We start from the raw sequence: 16,726 nt of genomic DNA, 5'->3' as shown, positions 1-16,726 counted from the left end.
TCAAATGGAGAATTTGAAATATATATTTTTTCCTGCATCTTGACGGCCATGCGTACTTTTTTAAAAGGTAATAGAAGAAAGTCTCTTGACCGGATTCGGCACTACCTGGGTTATGCGGTAGGTGAGATTGTCCTGGTAGTGATTGGTATTCTGATTGCCCTTCAAATCAATAACTGGAATGGATTCAGAAAGGAGAGGAATCTTGAAAAAGAGATCCTGGTAGAAATTAAAAAATCACTTCTTTCAGACATCGAATATGAGTTACAACCGGAAATTGACCAGGCGCTTCAGGACGTCAGGAATTCGAATGAGATTCTGTTTGTATTGGATAATATGAAGGAAATGCCTGATTCCATAAGTCTTAAATTCCGTTCATTTATGTTTAGCAAGGACCTCGTTTGGGGGGTGACTGCCAACAAAACACTGGAGAATGAGGGCATTAAGGTCATCCAGAATCCATTGCTGAAAGAACGAATTGTAGAACTATACAATGTTAAATTTCCTTCTGCCAGGAATGCCGTTGACAATTTTGGAAATAATCTTATTGAATATTTCAGGCCAATGATGAGGGATCGATTTGTTTTCGCTTATAAAGATTTGGACTCAGTTCAATATTACCCGATCGATTATATCACATTGCGCCAGGATCAGCTTTTCCTGAATACGGTTCAGACGGCACGGCTAAATTTTAGAAATATCAGCAGGACATTGCTAAACCTCAGGCAGGAAATACTGGATACTGTTGAAATGATTGACAAAGAGTTGGAGGACAGCTGAGTTCTGGTTTGTCCATCGGCAAAAGGTTGTTTGAACGGCTTCGGGAAGAACCTTCCTGTCAGCAGCCTAAATTATTTAATCGAAGTATGTATGTTCTTCAGAATACTCCATGAATTTTTTTCAATGTCCCACTGGTTGTAGTTTCCTGCTGTGGTAACAATGACCATATCATTTTCGGAGTCAAAGAAAATGCGCTGATCACCATTTCCGACAGCAGCAGGAATTACATGTTCTCCATTTGAGTCTTTTAAATTGTACGTCCAGAATTGGTAACCATATCCTCCGCCACCGGGTCTTTCTACATGGGGGCTAAGTGATTCTTCAACCCAGGAAGCGGGAATAATCTGATCTCCATTATACATCCCTTTGTTGTGATAAAGAATTGCTAATTTCAACAAATCCGGCGAAGTGAGTCGTAAGCCGGATGCTGCGGCAGGCATCTCTGAACCAGGAAAGGTTGTCCATTCAGACCGCGTGATTCCTATTGGAGTGAAAACGTATTCCTTCGCAAATTCATGGACATTTTTTCCGCTCACTTTATGAATAATTTCCGCCAGAATCTCTGTGGTCCCACCGCTGTAATTCCATTCGGTTCCCGGGGAGGTGACCATCTTTCTACTCAGAATGAAGTCCACCTTATCCGGGCTTTCATCCATCTGGATTTCGCTGTTTTCTGGATTTGTGTAGGGAACATTTTCATTCCACTCCAATCCCGCAGTCATTGTAAGCAAATCCCTGATCGTAATATTTTCGCGGCCATCATTTTTGTACTGCTGATAGTCTTCAAAAAAGTCGAATACGGATTGGTCAGTACTTTTAATCAAGCCCATATCGATAGCTATTCCTATACAAGCCGAAACGACACTTTTTGAAACACTCCGCATATCATGAAGAACTGTATCTGTGTGCTGAACAAAACCAATCTTTTCACCCCAGATCTCATCTTCTCCCGGAAAGTATTCTTCGACAACCAGGCTATCATTCTTGTAAATAAGCAGACTATGGCGATTCGGATAAACCCCCGATCGGATACTGTCAAGGAGTAAATTAATATTAGCCATATCCAGGCCGATGTCCACGGATTTGTCCGGTTCATTCGTGGGTGGTTCCGAAGTATTACATCCAATTGAAAAAGTGAGCAGTATGATCAGGAGGATTCGGGCTGGATTCATATGAATTTAAGTGTGGGTGGTAAAGTGGTTATTTTTTCCTTTTTGGTGGAGGAAGTTCTTTCACAGTAATTTTTACAAGTTCACAAAGCCAGTCCCTGTCTTCCAGTTTGTCCTCTATTAAAAAACTGTTTTTTGCCCCGGGATAGGGGGGAGCTTCAGCCGGTTTTCCAATAAATGCCCTTCCGCCTTCCGTTGGTTTTACAAAAAATCGATTGTCACAAATCAAACCAAAAAACACCCCGTCGAGGTAGACGCCATATTCCCCGAACATTTTTTTAGCAAACACGTCTCCGGCAGCTTCAAGCTGGTCTGTAACGAAAGAAACAAATTCCTGGTCTGAAGCCATAAATCCGAATTAAATTTCGATAAGGTACAAAATATTACCATCGGGATCGCAAAAGGAATTCAGATTCGCCTGATCATTTTTATTTGGTTGCATCCTTAACCCTTTTTCCATTAAGTCTGACGTAGCTTTTTTTAAATCCGATACCCTGATTCCTATCTGAAGGTTATTTCCCTGAATAATTTCATCGGCAGTCGGATGAAGTCCCAGGTTAATGCCCGGGCCTTCAATGTCTGCCCAGTTGTTGCCAAACCGGTGTTTCAGTGTAAAACCGAGGGTTTCGGTATAGAATCGTATCGATGCTTCCAACGAATGGACCATGATTGTCAGGTTACAATTGATTATTTCCATAGCGTAGAATGTATTATCGTTAGTATGGTTAGCCTTTATTCAACCAATTCCCTTTTCCATAAATTTTCAAGTTGCGCTCTTAATTGTTCATAAACGGGCTGATAATCTTCCGAAGATTCAGTGCTGAACTTAAGTGAAACACTGTCAGGGTAGTGCCCCATTGAAATAAAATGGTTATCCATCGTATCCCTTTTGTTATAGAAAGTTGGTGTTTCCCCCTGGAAATCATAGAGATGCTCCGAAAGAATATGCGTGTAACCCGTTGCATCATTATTGATGATGGATTCCCATTTCAATTTCCGAACAGCCTGTATATCGTTACTTCTATTCAACAGGTAATGGGTGAATGTAAATCCATATTCTCCACAGGTCAGGGAATCAACCACGATGATCCTTTTATTTCCTGTGAAATGATAAACGTCCCCAAAACAATCACCGCCGCCGTAGGCATAAATACTGTCCAGCGTCATTCCATCTGTCTGAAAGACTGAAAGACCTGACATATCAATGACTGCCTCAGCAAACTGATTGTCATTACCAGCTTCTGTTGAGTTACTATTTTTCTGACACCCTGCGACAATAAGTATCAGGATAACAAGCATATCGTATTTCATAGGAGAAGTTAATGAAATACGCGATAAAATTTCTGTTTAGCGTACGGATTCGGCCATTTTTTCCTGTATTTTAAGAAGGGTCAACTGGTAGTTATAGTTCTCGCAATGTCCTTTCATCGGGGAAAATTCCACGACCGCGTCTGACTTCGGGTTTTCAGTAGTTTCCAGGAAATCAGCAAAGGCACGGGTTGCGGGATTAAGATAGAAGTTATCCATATCACCCATCCAGATATATACTTTGCCCTGAATTTTCGGCCCCAGTGTTTCCCAGTTCTCCTTTGCATGGATCTTAAAATCATATTTTTTCCAGTGTTCAGCAACCTCATGATCTATTTCACCCGATTCGGGATCGAATACCGGCAGGGGTAAACCATCAGACCCTTTGGGACTGTACAGTGCGGTGTGTGCACTGAATTGGCCGCCAGACTTGACATAAGTATTCGTTGTGCTCAAAACATTTTCATAGTTAATAAAATCCTGAAGGGAAAGCATCGGCTCGCCCAGGACACTACGCATCACAGGTCTCTTGTATCCGAATTCATTGTAATAGGCATTTTCATCCTTGTAAATGTTAATGAGTTGATAATTCTCAAATTCAATGGCATCCGGACTGAAGGAAAAAACACCCCCGAATGTATCAGGGTAATAAAGCTGCAGACCCAGTGATACCCATCCGCCAGTTGAGCATCCGTCAACAAACCGTGTAGCCGCGTCATCGGTACCGCGGTATTTGCTTTCGATATAGGGAATCAGTTCATTGATGAGAGCATAGCCGTACGGACCGCTGTTTTCAGAATCCATCTGGTAGGAGTCACCGTATGGACCTTCTCCATCGAGGAATACGCTGATGATTTGCGGAGCTTCTTCTGAATCCCACCAGGACATAAATTTCTCATCGTTCAGCAGGTAATTGATCCTGGTATAACGGCCTCCATACCCCGCTACATTGTAGCGAATGGTATAGACATTCCCCGGTTGATAGTTGTGTGGAAACAGGATCGATGCTTTCAGGTGAACTGGTTTCTTCCACCAGCTCGACAACGTATCGCTTTTGAAATCTATTACCGTGGCAAGTGGACTTTCAGTGATCGACCTTTCACCTATTTTTTTATCAAGTGAAAATACCGCGGTCGCATCGTCGGACAAATTGACCGGTTGTTTTTCTGAATATAGGTTTCCCGGCGCATTGATTCGGGATTCCTCTTCATCCTGATCCCACAATACTTGCACGAAGTATTCACCAGCCGGAACATTATCCAGATTCCAGCTTGCTGTGGAAGACCAGTCCTCCGTTTTTCCAATAATCAGGGGATTGGTCATATCCCATCCCGATAAATTTTTAGCGAAAATTTCAGTTCGTGACATCGGGTTTGGCCAGGTTTGAGTTCTTGGTTCGACCTGAGGATTCTGCGACAGAAAGATATACAATCGCCCGGCGTCCCTGAAGTCATCTTTCATTTGATCTGAAACGGAAATAGTGATGGTGAGTTTACTCTCCTGCGCATGAGATCCAAAAGAGAACGTCATCAGGATGAACATGAGCGCAGCACTGCGGTATATAATTTTCATGATTGGTAATGGTTTTGCGTGCGTTAAGTTTCCGGGTTTTGGACCTTCAGAATTACATTTCCTGTTTTTTGTCCTGAGAGTACATAGGCATAGGCTTCTTTTACTTCTTCCAATGAATACATCCGGTCGATAAGAGGCTTGAATGCTCCCGCACTGATCAGTTCCGCGGAAAATTTCAGGCTTTCGTTTATGTTGAGAGGTATCGGGAATTTAACTTTTCTCCCGCTTGATACTGGTGCTATCATTGCAAGAAACGGGTTTTCATAATTCGGTCCTAATTCTGAAGAAATGTATATTCCCCTGGCGGACAGGAGTCGCTTGCACTTTCCGTAGCTGCTTTTGCCTACCGCATCAAAAACATAATCATAAATTTCATTCTCTTTGGTAAAGTCGGCAGAGGTGTAATCAATAATTCTGTCCGCGCCAAGTTCTTTTACGATATCTGCATGTTCACCTCTGCAGGTGGCAGTTACACTGAGACCATGGTATTTCAGCATCTGAATAAGGGCTGAGCCAATGGCGCCGGTGCCGCCATTCACCATGGCTTTTTGGCTGGGTTTTAAGGATACTTTGTTTATGAAATTATAGGCATAATGAACACCTTCAATACAAGCGACTCCTTCAATTGGGTTAATGGAGTCAGGCATCAATTCGATACCCCTGTTTTCATTGAATATCATATATTCCGCCTGGGAAGCAGCCTTTCCGGAATCATCAAACCCCCAAACCCTGTCACCTGGTTTGAATTTTTTTACCTTTTCGCCGACTTCCACAATTTCACCGGTGAAATCTGTTCCGGGAACCGGGTATTTGGGCGTGACGAGTCCCATGATAAGTTGCATGATCAGCGGTTTCCCCGTGAGATTGGCGCAATCGGTGCGGTTCACTGTGGTTGCTGTCACTTTAATGATCACATCATTCTCGGAGGGGCCAGGAACCGGTAATTCCTTGATTTGAAGAACTTCCTGGTTTCCATAGGATGTGCGGTATGCGGCTTTCATACTGCTAGTAATTCATTTTTGATCAGGATTCAAACGGTCTGATGATAAATGGGTTTATTCAAAGTTCAGCGATGAATCATGATTTTAAAGTGATGCACACTTCAGTTATTTCGAACCATGATTAGTAATGAGTCGACCTCAGCCTGGCGATTCCTGATATAACTCAAAGTTACATGAAGTTCGGCCAGTCTGCCGCGAAGTGCATTGGCCAGTTCCGGATCACCAGACAAAGCCTGGGCGGTCCTCAAAACATCATCTGAATTCGGGGGTGGAGGACAGGCAGGAAGGTATTTGGCGCTTTCACTGATATTCGTAGCGGTATTTGCCACCTGTTCAAATGAATAGCAATTTTCCCAAATATAACGCTGGATTCGCCAGGGAGTCCGCTCCCTGATCATTTTCCTGTAGAAATCGGGTCCTCCGAATGTTATGCCTATTTCTTCCTGGGCATCCTTGTAATAGGAAGCCATCACATCCTGAACCAGCGGGCCGCCTATAAGATCCAGGTTTCCAGCGTTCTGCAGTTCCACGTATGTTTGATCTTTCGGACGGAAAGGCCAGATCTGACTTGCCTGGTATGCGGCGTAGACAGATTCCCAGGGGTCGTTCAATGCTTCCGGATCACCGTTGAGCAAGGGAAGCGCTTTTTCTCCAAAGGCCAACGCTTCCATGAAATAACGTGTGCGGATGGCATAAATTTCCTGATCGCTCCTGAGGTCCTGTGCGAGCCGGTTCCTGGCTTGGTTTCCAGCGGCCAGCCGTACAGATTCGGCGTACATACTATTGATCTGAAGAGCTATTAAAATGCCGATTACAACCAGAATAATTTCACCTGTCGCGTAGACGAGGTATTTGCTTATTCTGTTTTCGGACAGAAGCTTTAACCGATCCTTTCTGAATAATTTTAGCATATGGATCAAAAGGTACTAAAATATTTAATTAGCTCACGTGGTTTTTGTTGGCAGAATATCTGCAGGCTGGATTTTGATGAGGCAGGCTTGCCGCTTTGGGCACTTTCTATGCTTGTTGCTGTATTTTTCTGAACAGCGATAGTTTTTTCTTAGATACTTAAATCCCGTACGGATCAATTTTGTGGTTGTCCGTTTAGGTACCTATATTTTCCCCTGAAGGGGGAATGGGGTACACCGCTAATGCGTCTCACTGTAATGCGAGAGGAAGGGAACGATGACCAGCCCCAGTCCAATGCCGATCAACAGCGATGCAACCATGATAAAAGGCGATATGGTGAGGAAAATAAATCCAACTCCAAGCCCCATCAGGGTCGTTCCGCCGATGACCCATGTGCTCCGATCCTGTTTTTGTTGCGCAGACATGGTAAAATGGTTTTGATGATGAGATAAATTACCATCATCAGATGAATTTTAACCTGATGATCATCAATGCGAAAAACTACTTTAATCAGAAGACCTTTGGACAAGGGTGGCAGGAAGATACTACAATTCAGTTCGAAATTTCAGATTTAATCAGGGTCATCAGATTTCCAATCTGCCTTTGTGCATGGTTGTAGGAATTAATATGCTGATCTGTCTCATTGAGTGCGAAGATCGTATAGTTTCGAATTTCTATACCATAGAAAAAATCGGGATCCGCCACTTCCAGATTTGACATATCCACCTGCCTCAACAGCATCGGGAAATAATTATCATCCAGTGCCTGAAGAAAATTCTTCTGCATGAAGTCAATATTTTCATAGATTTTCAGCAATCGAAGCAGCTCCCGTTTAATTTCCTCCGATTGGATAAGTTTCAGGTCTCCGCTTTGCATCATCGATATGAGGGTGAGATTGTCAGGAGTGAAAAAATCATAGCTTCCAATTTCGATCACCTTAAATAAGATGCTGTCAACGGGTGCCCTGGCTGAAATTAATTCAAGACCCGCGGAAAGCTTTTCCTGTTTTAATTCATTAATACGTACGTTTCTGGACAACCGTGCGCTGTCAATTTTCAGATCATGAAGAATGTCTTTTAAATAAACGATCTCCTGAACACGTTCTTTTTCACGTACCGACACATTATTCAGCCAGAATGCAATGGTAATGCCAATGATTACGATGAATAATTCGATTAAATGATTGGTCCAGTTGATCCTGTTTTTTTTCATTGCTCCATATTTCAGAATGATAATATAATAAGCTTTGGAATTTTTTCACATCCCATATTGGATGTTTTCCGGAAGAGCAATACCTACCGTAGTCTCTCTTTTTCTTCGGACAAAAGGACCAGCATACTGTCGATGGAAGCCATGAGACTTTCTTCCTCTTCAATGGATTCATGCCGCAACACAAGCAGATTTGCCGTATAGGACTCAAGCGTTTGGCTCATAAAGACTTTATTCATTTCATGTGGAAACTGGCTTACCGGTATGGAGGAGTACCGTTGATGCCAGGCATCACTGAATCCAATATAGTTGAAAAGTATGGGCCGAAACTGATTGTTGCGAACATCCTTGAATTCCAGTGCACTTTCCCCGGCATCTAATGCATAATCCTCAAATGATGCCAGCAATGACCGTAATTCCTCATTTCGAATGTTCCCGATCTGACCTGTTGAAACGGCCGATTTTAATACCCCTTTGTTTGGGTCAAACGTAAAGTTTTCTCCGAATTTATTGAATAGTTGAAAAAGACTATCCTGGTTAAGGTGATCCACCGGCCGGCCAAAAAGTTGCATCAGTTTCTTTCCTGCTTCCAGGTTTTCATAATGCTTTGAAAAAACAATTTGCAGCTGAGCTTTATTCTGTTGCACCTCCGACTCAAGGGCAATCAGCAGATTTCGGGTATTAATGCGTGTAATACGTTCCTGGTTCCAGTTATTTACCTGGAGTGCAACCAGAATTCCGATTACAACAAGTATGATCTCTCCAATGGCATATTTTAAATACCTGGATACTTTTTCGTTTCCCATTTGAGCAAATTTGACCCTTTTCAGCATTCAGTCTTAGCTTAGTTGTGATCGTAATATAGGAATAATTTTTCCCGGGTCTTCCAGTAATGAACCTGTACCAGACTCATGCTAGGGTCAATGCTTCATTTGCCTGCGTAACAGTTGGGCATTCAGCGCCACGATAACAGTACTCAGACTCATCAGGACAGCACCAATTGCCGGGCTTAGAATGATCCCGATACCTGCCAGCACACCGGCAGCAAGCGGTACCGCAACGATGTTATATCCAGCCGCCCACCACAGGTTTTGCATCATCTTTTTATAGGTAGCAGTACCAAAAAGAATGAGGTTGGAGATGTCTTTCGGATTACTGTTGACCAGTAAAATATCCGCAGTTTCAGCTGCTACATCAGTGCCCGAACCAACTGCAATTCCAACGTTCGCCTGAGCCAGTGCTGGGGCATCATTCACACCATCACCCGTCATAGCCACAAATTCACCTTTTTCCTGCAAATCCTTAATGATTTGTTGCTTGTCTTCCGGAAGAACCTCAGCATAATAATCGTCCAGGCCAAGTGTTTCGCTAACTGCCCTGGCCACTTTTTCATTATCTCCGGTGGCCATTAAAACCTTGATTCCCCTGTTTTTTAGTGTTTTGATTGCCTCGAAAGAGTCTTCACGTATTTCATCAGCCAGCGCGATGTAACCCAGTAGTTTATCTTCAGAAACAACGAATACCACTGTTTCATCATCTGATTTGAATGCATCCTCCGGTTGATCTATTCCCAATTCGGAAAGCATTCCGGGACTTACAATTTTGTATTCCTTCCCATTTACGGAAGCCTGTATTCCTTTTCCGGTTATATTTTTAAAATTCTCTGCTTCATCCAATTCAAGGTTACCGGATTTGGATTTGTTAACAATCCCTGCAGCAATCGGGTGTTCTGAGTTGTTTTCGATGGACGCGGCTACCTGGAGAAGTTCATCATCACTCATGCCATCCTGAGTACTTTTAAACCGGGTTACCCCAAATTCACCTTTGGTTAGCGTTCCGGTTTTATCAAATATGACAGTCGTGATCTTTCTTGAATTTTCAAACGCTGTTCTGTTTCGAACCAATAATCCATTTTTTGCTGAAACGGCCGTAGAAATTGCTACCACGAGGGGAATGGCAAGCCCCAGCGCGTGCGGACAAGAAATAATCATTACAGTCACCATTCTTTCAAGTGAATACTCAAAATCCTTCCCCAACAGGAGCCACACAATCAATGTAATGATCCCTGCGCCAAGTGCTAAATAAAAGAGCCATGAAGCTGCTTTATCTGCCAGGTTTTGTGTTTTTGATTTGGATTGCTGGGCTTCCCTGACCATTGTGATCACTTTCGACAGGTAGGAATCCTCGCTGCCATGCTTTACCCGGATTTTAAGAGATCCGTTGTCATTGATCGACCCGCCAATGACCTCGTCTCCTTCCTTCTTAGGGACGGGCATGGATTCACCGGTAAGCATAGATTCATTAACATTACTTTCGCCGTTGATAATGAGACCATCGGCTGGAATTTTTTCGCCGGGTCTTACCAGGATGATGTCATCACTCTTTAATTCAGAGATTGGCACATCCTGATCTTCGCCGTTTTCATTTATTTTTCGGGCTTCTGATGGCATCATTTTAGCAAGTTCCTGTAATGAATTAGATGCGCTCATCACCGATTTCATTTCAATCCAATGACCTAAAAGCATAATAACTATCAGGCTGGCGAGTTCCCAGAAGAATATTTTTCCCTCGAGCCCAAAAACCACTGCAGAACTATAGAAATATGCAACTGAAATTGCCAGTGCGATCAAGGTCATCATTCCCGGTGACCTTTCCCTTATTTCATCTGCCATTCCTTTAAGAAACGGCCAGCCGCCATAGAAGAATATTATCGATGACAGCACAAATTGAACATACCGGTCTCCTTTAAAACCAAGTTCATAGCCCAGCAGGCTTTGAATCATCGGCGCAAGAACAATGATGGGAATTGTTATGATTAAGGAAATCCAGAAACGTTTTCGGAAGTCACCGATCATGTGATCGTGATGATCATGGTGATCATTTGACTTTTCTGGTTTTGAATTTGTATGGTGAGCATGACTATTCATGACGGTATGGGTAGGGTACTCTGATTAATGGTAAGAGATATAGATAAGCTACCACTATAAATGGTTCAAATCCAAAGAATCAAAGACAAATTCATGAACTCTTTTAAATACTATTCGAGGGCCGCACATCCCTCAGGCTCCACTGTAAAGGAAATATTCAGGATTTTCCATCCCTCGTTCATTTTGAACAGTGTAAAAACATCTACACCACAGTGGTTGAAAGTATCATTAATATCCAGTGTATAAGGTATCCGGGCAACTCAAAAAGCCCGCGCGATACAAGAGAATACTAACCTTATTCATTTCCAACTTTTTTAAATCTGAGGTTTTGAACCCGTCCCGATGATGCCTGGCATCCGGTAATTTCATTTTTTTCATTACGTAAAAACTCGACCTGTCCAAAGAACCAGGTGGTGGAACGGAATGCATCTGGTTTTTCAGGGATAAGTTCAAAATCGCTATGACGGATATGCTGAGCCATCAGTTTACCATCAACCTCCTTGAATGTATAAGTGGTTAACAACTCTTCACTGAAATATTCGCCCTCATATTCTGACAGATCCACGCTTGAAGGCTCGAAAGGTGCTATGCGCTTTCCCGGATAAGTTTCTCCGTCGGCCTCTACCCGTAGCGTGGCTGCCTTTTCTTCGGTGATGTTCTCAAAGTTGAATACCACATCTGCGTTTGGTATGTAAAAGGTGTTCTCATTTCGGGCCAGCAATTTATTCTTTCCACCCGTTGTTTGGAAGAACAGGTGTTGATCCTCACTGGTTATTTTGGCAATAAAACCGGCATCCATTTCATAATTTCCGATATAACGCTCCAGAATTGTATCATCCAACGGAACATCCGCCATTTCTGAATCGGTGGATTTAACGTCTTCAATCAGCAGATCAGACAGAAAAACATCAGTCACTTTATGCGCCATTGCCCCGGAATTGAATCCTCCGTCGTTGCTAAATACCGAAACTGCCACGTTCTGATCCGGAAAACGCGCCAGGTACGTGCGGTACCCGGCATCGGCCCCTCCATGCTGAATTTCTTTCAGGCCTTTATATTCACCGACGAACTGACCCAGCGCACCGCCAAACGTTTCGCCATTATTGAGTACATAGGGTGTATTCATTTCCTCTACGATTCCGGCATTTCCAACTTTTAGTGTCCTGAAATTATCAGCCCACAGGCTCAGGTCTTCAACGGTAGTGAAAAGACTGGTTGCACCTGCAATTGCGTAGCTCAATACACGTTTCTCATATCCATCTTCAGATGATCCGTACGAGTAGGCGCGGTTTGGTACAATTCGCTCATGATCATCATAGAATAAGGTATTCTTCATTCCTAACGGCTTGAAAATTTGCTCTTCTGTAAATTCCGGAAATGATTTGCCTGAAACGCGGGCGACTACTTCTGCAAGCAACGTGAATCCTGTATTGCAATAAGTATACTTTTCCCCTGGCTGAAAATTCAGCTCCTTTTGCCGGCTTACAAGTTTAAGAACCTGTTCGGTTGTTATTACATCATCGAGGCGCCACCCTGCCATTGCCAGCAGGTTCCATTGATCCCGAAGTCCGCTTGTATGTGATGCAAGATGCCGAAGTGTGATCGTTGTGCCGAAGTCAGGAACCTCGGGGATATATGTACGGATATCGTCATCAAGCGATAATTTACCTTCATCCTGTAACAGCAATATCGAAAAAGCAGTGAATTGCTTGGATACAGATGCGATATGAAAGATTGTGGCAGGTGTAATCGGTACATCATATTCCAGTGTGGCCATTCCATAGCCTTTAGAAAAGATAATCTTCCCCTCTTTCATAACCGCAACCGAGGCGCCAGGAGTGTGGTCAGTATCCCATGCGCTGAATATTTCATCCACCTTACCCGCCTGGGCAGTGGCTCGTTTCCGGGTCTCAACCACAGTAATGGAGTACATGCCGGTATCATTTTCTTCCAGAGAGGTAATCTCGAGTGAGTAATCCCCGGATGTTTCTGAACCAATGGTTATATGTTCGATGCTGTTCGGACCGTCGAATGTCTCCAGCCTGGTTCCTGATGGATCATAGGTGACAACCTCGACGTCTGCCTCCATCTGATTAACCTTCAGAATTACAAACTGATCTTTCTGGATTGAAATTGTATACCGATGTTTCGCGGCGGGTTCGATATCAGACTTGATGATGGTTTCGGGGCTAATATGTCCCTTTTCAGTTTGGGCACTTGCGCAGGTGATGGTGAGCGCCAGCAGGAATAAGAGTCTTTTAGGGTGCTTCATGGTGATATTTAATGTTCATTTCAATAATCAGGATTGCGCAACTTTTTTCCACCGCTCGAGCAGATCTTTTTCCCTGGCAAGTACAGAATCAGGATCCTGTTCAAATTTAATTCTATCCTCATCCGTAAGGGCGTCAGAATACCACCACTCATATGTATCTGCAACGGTATCCTGAAGCTTTCTGAAAGTAAGTCCGTTCGTCATTCCTTTAGCATTGTTGATCCTTGCGGAACCGTAATTATTACCAATTGGGATAATCCAGGGAACGATATCTGTTACACGGTTTGCCTTCAGAAAGTCATAATCTGAGATGTTTACAAAGGTTGATTCAGCATCAAAAACTCCGGCTGCCTTTTGTACAAAATCCTGTATTCCCTGGGGTGAGGCCGGGCCTGCCGCATTAAAGGTGCCTGTATTCTTCTCTTCTATAAGTCGTATCATCCATTCTGCCACATCCCGCACGTCGGCATATTGTACAGGATCCTCCGGCATTCCGGGAACGAGCACTTCACCACCACGCGCAAGGCGTACGGGCCAGTGAATAAACCGGTTGGATTTGTCGGCCGGACCGATCATATAGGTTGGGCGAACCACAATGGTTCTGTCGGCACCAAAATTTTCACGAACTGCTATTTCCGAATTCGTTTTCATGACGCCATACCAGTACTCGATTTTCATTTCTTCATCCTCAATTCCCTCCGGTTCTGCTGTCAGTAACTCTGTATCTTCTTTGATATCACTGCTGAGGTAGGGATAGTAAACACCGGTTGAGGAGGTGAACAGGTACAGGTCACACTTATCCTTCAGGAGCTTCGCACTTTCCACTGCCCAGTCCACATTATGTCCGGAATTATCAATGACGGCATCCCATTTGCCTGATTCGAGGGCTGAGAGGTCGCTTGCACGGTCACCTGCAAGCATGGTAACACGATCGAAGAGATCCTGGTGAATTGTTGGCATGGTCTTTCCACGGGTGAAAGTGGTAATGGAGTGGCCACGTTCCATGGCATAGGCGATCTGGTGCGGACCTAAAAAACTTGTTCCTCCCAGTATCAGAATATTTAGTTTTTTCAGGGAATCAACGGGTCGATCCTTTTCAGACGGAGATGCACATGAGAGCAGCTGAGAACCGGCCAGCGGCAATGCAACACCAATGGCAAGGCTCTTTTCCACGAAAGTTCTTCTGGAGATTTGATCTTTCATATGATTAGGGGTTTACATGCACAAGAAGAGAAAAAGATACTAAAACCAAAAATGCTTTTACATTTTCATTGATCTGCTTCCTGTAGGCGAAGCAGCTGTATATTTCTGAATTCCACCGGATGGCTCTCCGCCTGAAGGGCAATATATCCCTCCTTAAGCATACGTGGAATACCTTGCTCGAGCAGATGTGCAGAGAATGGGTCGGAATCATCGAGCTGGGGATGTGAATATTCAAGTACTGTTCTCCCGTTTATCCTGTGAATAATCTGATCATTCCCATGCACTTCAATTTCCAGTGAAACCCATTGGTCGTCATGAAAAGTCTCCGAGGTTGAATTAATGCAGTGTTCAGTGATAAGCTCTCCGTTCATTTCAATATGAGTGCCTGCAGTGCAAACATTACCGGTAGGCCGGGGATCTGTGCCGTTGCCTCCCAGCAGCTGGGCTTCAATGGCAACCAGTAATCGCTGGTCTTTTGGAATATCTTCAGGAGGCTGGGAATGAAATTTTACCCCGCTGTTTTTGTAGGCCCATTCAGGTGCTCCTGCCACCTGATCGCCGATAAACCGGTATTCCAGTCGGAGTTTAAAGTGAGACAATTTCTCGTCATAGAAGATATGACCGAATTTCTCATCGAATGTGACATATTCATCATAGGAAACAACGAGTTTACCATCAACAACCCGAAAGGTATTTTTATAGTTGTCGTTCAGTTCCTGACCTGAAATTTTGATTGTCCATCCCGTGAGGTCCTTTCCATTGAAAATTGTTTCCCAGGTTTGCCCTTGTGCGAGAACGGAACAAACAGAAAGCAAGTATACCCAGACAGTACAAATGAATTTCAAGGTCATTTATTAGTTAACACTTTATCCCACTACGTGTGTTTGTATGGCATGCGCGGGAATTGTAACGGTTACGGCTTCTGAATCAACATACAGTTTGTATTCGATATCCTGATCACTTTGATTCATTACCACCGTGATCAGGCTTCCATTTTCATTTAAAAACGAAGTGCTCAATATCGGACTTCTGCTGCTGGCGGTACTTACGCGACTGGCACCAGGACGAATGAATTTTGAAAAGTGACCGATATAATAATAGGATGGGGTGTAGATCAATTCCTGGGAGTCGGTATCACCATGAATAGGAGCGAAACAGAAATTACCCACATGGTTGGGGCCGCCGTTCTGATCCAGAAGGATATTCCAGTCGGTCCATCCCCTGGTACCCTGATTGAAGTCATTGATCATCGACCGTCCGTATCTTTCTGCATGAGCCCAGAACTGGTATCGTTCCTGAGTAAAACCTTCCTGGCATCCTTCGGTAAACATAAGATTTACATCCGGAAAGGCATCCTTTATTATCCCCAGGTTTTCAAACATCGGCGTGCCGCCGGTCCAGGTCTCATACCAGTGAAAGCCCACGCCCCAGGCGTATTTTGCTGCATCCGGATCCTCGAAGATTACATTGGCCCTGTGATTGATTAAATCCCTGTTGTGATCCCAAACGATAATGTTCTTGTCACCCAATCCTTCGCGCTCCATTGTTGGTCCGAGGTGATTTTTCAGAAAATCACGTTCCTCTTCGGCAGTGTATATGCATGATTCCCATCGCTGGGTAGCCATGGGTTCATTTTGTATAGTAATTCCCCATATCGGCATTCCTTCGGCCTCGTAGGCTTTAATGAATTTTGTATAATAAAGAGCCCATGCATCGGCATATTCCGGGAGAAGTTTTCCTCCTTGCAGCATGTTATTGTTGTCTTTCATGAATGCCGGGGGGCTCCACGGACTCGCATACAACATAAGTTCACCTCCGGCTGCTTCTATAGCACGTTTGATCATTGGGATCTTATAGGCTTTGTCGTGATCGATACTGAATGTGCTCAGTTCGGCGTCACCTTCCTCAATATAGGTATAGCTTTCACTGCTGAAATCACAGCTGTGAATTGGGGTTCTGCATAGAGAGTATCCGATGCCATCGTTAATGTCATAATATGCCTTCAGAAATTCAGCCTGCTTTTCCGGCGGCAGTTTGGCGAATACTTCTGCAGAGGCATCTGTTATCGCCCCTCCGATTCCGACAAGAGACTGGAATTTAACATGTGGATTTACGAATACAGATACTTCATTTTCCAGCGGTTGGGCGGCTGCTTCAAAAGACAATGTATTTGTATTTGCAAGCCGCAGTTCTGAGTTGCTGGCCGTGGTATATACAACAGATTTCCGACCGGTTATGACAAAATCGGTTTGCGAATTTTCTGATGGTGAAGACGAGTCTGTTTCCGTGCTGCTGCTGTTTTCTGTGCTGCAGGAGCAAAATAATCCGATTATGATCAGGGAGCGAAAGAGTGTATTCATAGCTTGTGTATTTACCTTT

The 16,726-nt window shown here is 43.8% G+C and carries 16 protein-coding genes; 1 reads left to right on the top strand and 15 read right to left on the bottom strand.

Annotated features, from left to right (window positions below):
• Positions 1-48 precede the first annotated feature (48 nt).
• Positions 49-777 carry a DUF6090 family protein gene (locus LDX50_RS15470; RefSeq protein WP_225698209.1) on the top strand — a complete coding sequence of 243 codons (729 nt, stop codon included), beginning with the start codon at positions 49-51 and terminating at the stop codon, positions 775-777.
• Between the two features lie 71 nt (positions 778-848).
• On the opposite strand, the gene LDX50_RS15465 is transcribed toward LDX50_RS15470, so the two are convergent.
• The 15 genes from LDX50_RS15465 to LDX50_RS15395 form a co-directional block, all read right to left on the bottom strand.
• On the bottom strand, positions 849-1,949 hold the full coding sequence (locus LDX50_RS15465) for a serine hydrolase domain-containing protein (RefSeq protein ID WP_225698208.1): 1,101 nt from the start codon (positions 1,947-1,949) through the stop codon (positions 849-851).
• Positions 1,950-1,977: 28 nt separating this feature from the next.
• Positions 1,978-2,295: a TfoX/Sxy family protein gene (locus tag LDX50_RS15460; RefSeq protein WP_225698207.1), complete on the bottom strand. Its 318-nt coding sequence runs from the start codon at positions 2,293-2,295 to the stop codon at positions 1,978-1,980.
• Between the two features lie 9 nt (positions 2,296-2,304).
• On the bottom strand, positions 2,305-2,643 hold the full coding sequence (locus tag LDX50_RS15455; RefSeq protein WP_225698206.1) for a VOC family protein: 339 nt from the start codon (positions 2,641-2,643) through the stop codon (positions 2,305-2,307).
• 35 nt (positions 2,644-2,678) lie between these two features.
• A complete protein-coding gene (locus LDX50_RS15450) occupies positions 2,679-3,257 on the bottom strand; it encodes a hypothetical protein (protein ID WP_225698205.1) in 579 nt (192 codons plus the stop codon).
• A 36-nt stretch (positions 3,258-3,293) separates the two neighbouring features.
• On the bottom strand, positions 3,294-4,826 hold the full coding sequence (locus tag LDX50_RS15445; protein WP_225698204.1) for an alpha/beta hydrolase: 1,533 nt from the start codon (positions 4,824-4,826) through the stop codon (positions 3,294-3,296).
• A gap of 23 nt (positions 4,827-4,849) precedes the next feature.
• Entirely contained in the window at positions 4,850-5,827 is a 978-nt protein-coding gene (locus LDX50_RS15440; protein WP_225698203.1) for an NAD(P)-dependent alcohol dehydrogenase, read from the bottom strand.
• 101 nt (positions 5,828-5,928) lie between these two features.
• Positions 5,929-6,738 carry a hypothetical protein gene (locus tag LDX50_RS15435; RefSeq protein WP_225698202.1) on the bottom strand — a complete coding sequence of 270 codons (810 nt, stop codon included), beginning with the start codon at positions 6,736-6,738 and terminating at the stop codon, positions 5,929-5,931.
• A 237-nt stretch (positions 6,739-6,975) separates the two neighbouring features.
• Positions 6,976-7,161, bottom strand: coding sequence for a prominin family protein (locus LDX50_RS15430; RefSeq protein WP_225698201.1), 186 nt, complete (start codon positions 7,159-7,161; stop codon positions 6,976-6,978).
• 127 nt (positions 7,162-7,288) lie between these two features.
• A complete protein-coding gene (locus tag LDX50_RS15425) occupies positions 7,289-7,948 on the bottom strand; it encodes a DUF6090 family protein (RefSeq protein WP_225698200.1) in 660 nt (219 codons plus the stop codon).
• An 83-nt stretch (positions 7,949-8,031) separates the two neighbouring features.
• Complete coding sequence (locus LDX50_RS15420) at positions 8,032-8,751, bottom strand: DUF6090 family protein (RefSeq protein ID WP_225698199.1); 720 nt, start codon at positions 8,749-8,751, stop codon at positions 8,032-8,034.
• 114 nt (positions 8,752-8,865) lie between these two features.
• Positions 8,866-10,872 (bottom strand): copper-translocating P-type ATPase, encoded by a 2,007-nt coding sequence (locus tag LDX50_RS15415; protein ID WP_225698198.1) that lies wholly within the window; start codon positions 10,870-10,872, stop codon positions 8,866-8,868.
• 295 nt (positions 10,873-11,167) lie between these two features.
• Positions 11,168-13,144 carry a serine hydrolase gene (locus tag LDX50_RS15410; protein WP_225698197.1) on the bottom strand — a complete coding sequence of 659 codons (1,977 nt, stop codon included), beginning with the start codon at positions 13,142-13,144 and terminating at the stop codon, positions 11,168-11,170.
• 27 nt (positions 13,145-13,171) lie between these two features.
• Positions 13,172-14,347: an NAD-dependent epimerase/dehydratase family protein gene (locus LDX50_RS15405; RefSeq protein WP_225698196.1), complete on the bottom strand. Its 1,176-nt coding sequence runs from the start codon at positions 14,345-14,347 to the stop codon at positions 13,172-13,174.
• A gap of 65 nt (positions 14,348-14,412) precedes the next feature.
• Positions 14,413-15,192, bottom strand: coding sequence for a 3-keto-disaccharide hydrolase (locus LDX50_RS15400; RefSeq protein WP_225698195.1), 780 nt, complete (start codon positions 15,190-15,192; stop codon positions 14,413-14,415).
• Between the two features lie 21 nt (positions 15,193-15,213).
• A complete protein-coding gene (locus LDX50_RS15395; RefSeq protein WP_225698194.1) occupies positions 15,214-16,707 on the bottom strand; it encodes a glycoside hydrolase family 30 protein in 1,494 nt (497 codons plus the stop codon).
• Positions 16,708-16,726 lie beyond the last annotated feature (19 nt).

It is taken from the genome of Fulvivirga sedimenti (assembly GCF_020328055.1).
This window is presented reverse-complemented; position numbering and strand designations above follow the sequence as displayed.

Excerpts from the sequence above, each read along its gene's own strand:
- LDX50_RS15430 (WP_225698201.1), bottom strand. The coding sequence starts at position 7,161 with ATGTCTGCGCAACAAAAACAGGATCGGAGCACATGGGTCATCGGCGGA.
- LDX50_RS15420 (WP_225698199.1), bottom strand. The coding sequence starts at position 8,751 with ATGGGAAACGAAAAAGTATCCAGGTATTTAAAATATGCCATTGGAGAG.
- LDX50_RS15460 (WP_225698207.1), bottom strand. The coding sequence starts at position 2,295 with ATGGCTTCAGACCAGGAATTTGTTTCTTTCGTTACAGACCAGCTTGAA.
- LDX50_RS15435 (WP_225698202.1), bottom strand. The coding sequence starts at position 6,738 with ATGCTAAAATTATTCAGAAAGGATCGGTTAAAGCTTCTGTCCGAAAAC.
- LDX50_RS15415 (WP_225698198.1), bottom strand. The coding sequence starts at position 10,872 with ATGAATAGTCATGCTCACCATACAAATTCAAAACCAGAAAAGTCAAAT.
- LDX50_RS15445 (WP_225698204.1), bottom strand. The coding sequence starts at position 4,826 with ATGAAAATTATATACCGCAGTGCTGCGCTCATGTTCATCCTGATGACG.
- LDX50_RS15405 (WP_225698196.1), bottom strand. The coding sequence starts at position 14,347 with ATGAAAGATCAAATCTCCAGAAGAACTTTCGTGGAAAAGAGCCTTGCC.
- LDX50_RS15440 (WP_225698203.1), bottom strand. The coding sequence starts at position 5,827 with ATGAAAGCCGCATACCGCACATCCTATGGAAACCAGGAAGTTCTTCAA.
- LDX50_RS15395 (WP_225698194.1), bottom strand. The coding sequence starts at position 16,707 with ATGAATACACTCTTTCGCTCCCTGATCATAATCGGATTATTTTGCTCC.
- LDX50_RS15455 (WP_225698206.1), bottom strand. The coding sequence starts at position 2,643 with ATGGAAATAATCAATTGTAACCTGACAATCATGGTCCATTCGTTGGAA.
- LDX50_RS15470 (WP_225698209.1), top strand. The coding sequence starts at position 49 with ATGCGTACTTTTTTAAAAGGTAATAGAAGAAAGTCTCTTGACCGGATT.
- LDX50_RS15450 (WP_225698205.1), bottom strand. The coding sequence starts at position 3,257 with ATGAAATACGATATGCTTGTTATCCTGATACTTATTGTCGCAGGGTGT.
- LDX50_RS15425 (WP_225698200.1), bottom strand. The coding sequence starts at position 7,948 with ATGAAAAAAAACAGGATCAACTGGACCAATCATTTAATCGAATTATTC.
- LDX50_RS15465 (WP_225698208.1), bottom strand. The coding sequence starts at position 1,949 with ATGAATCCAGCCCGAATCCTCCTGATCATACTGCTCACTTTTTCAATT.
- LDX50_RS15410 (WP_225698197.1), bottom strand. The coding sequence starts at position 13,144 with ATGAAGCACCCTAAAAGACTCTTATTCCTGCTGGCGCTCACCATCACC.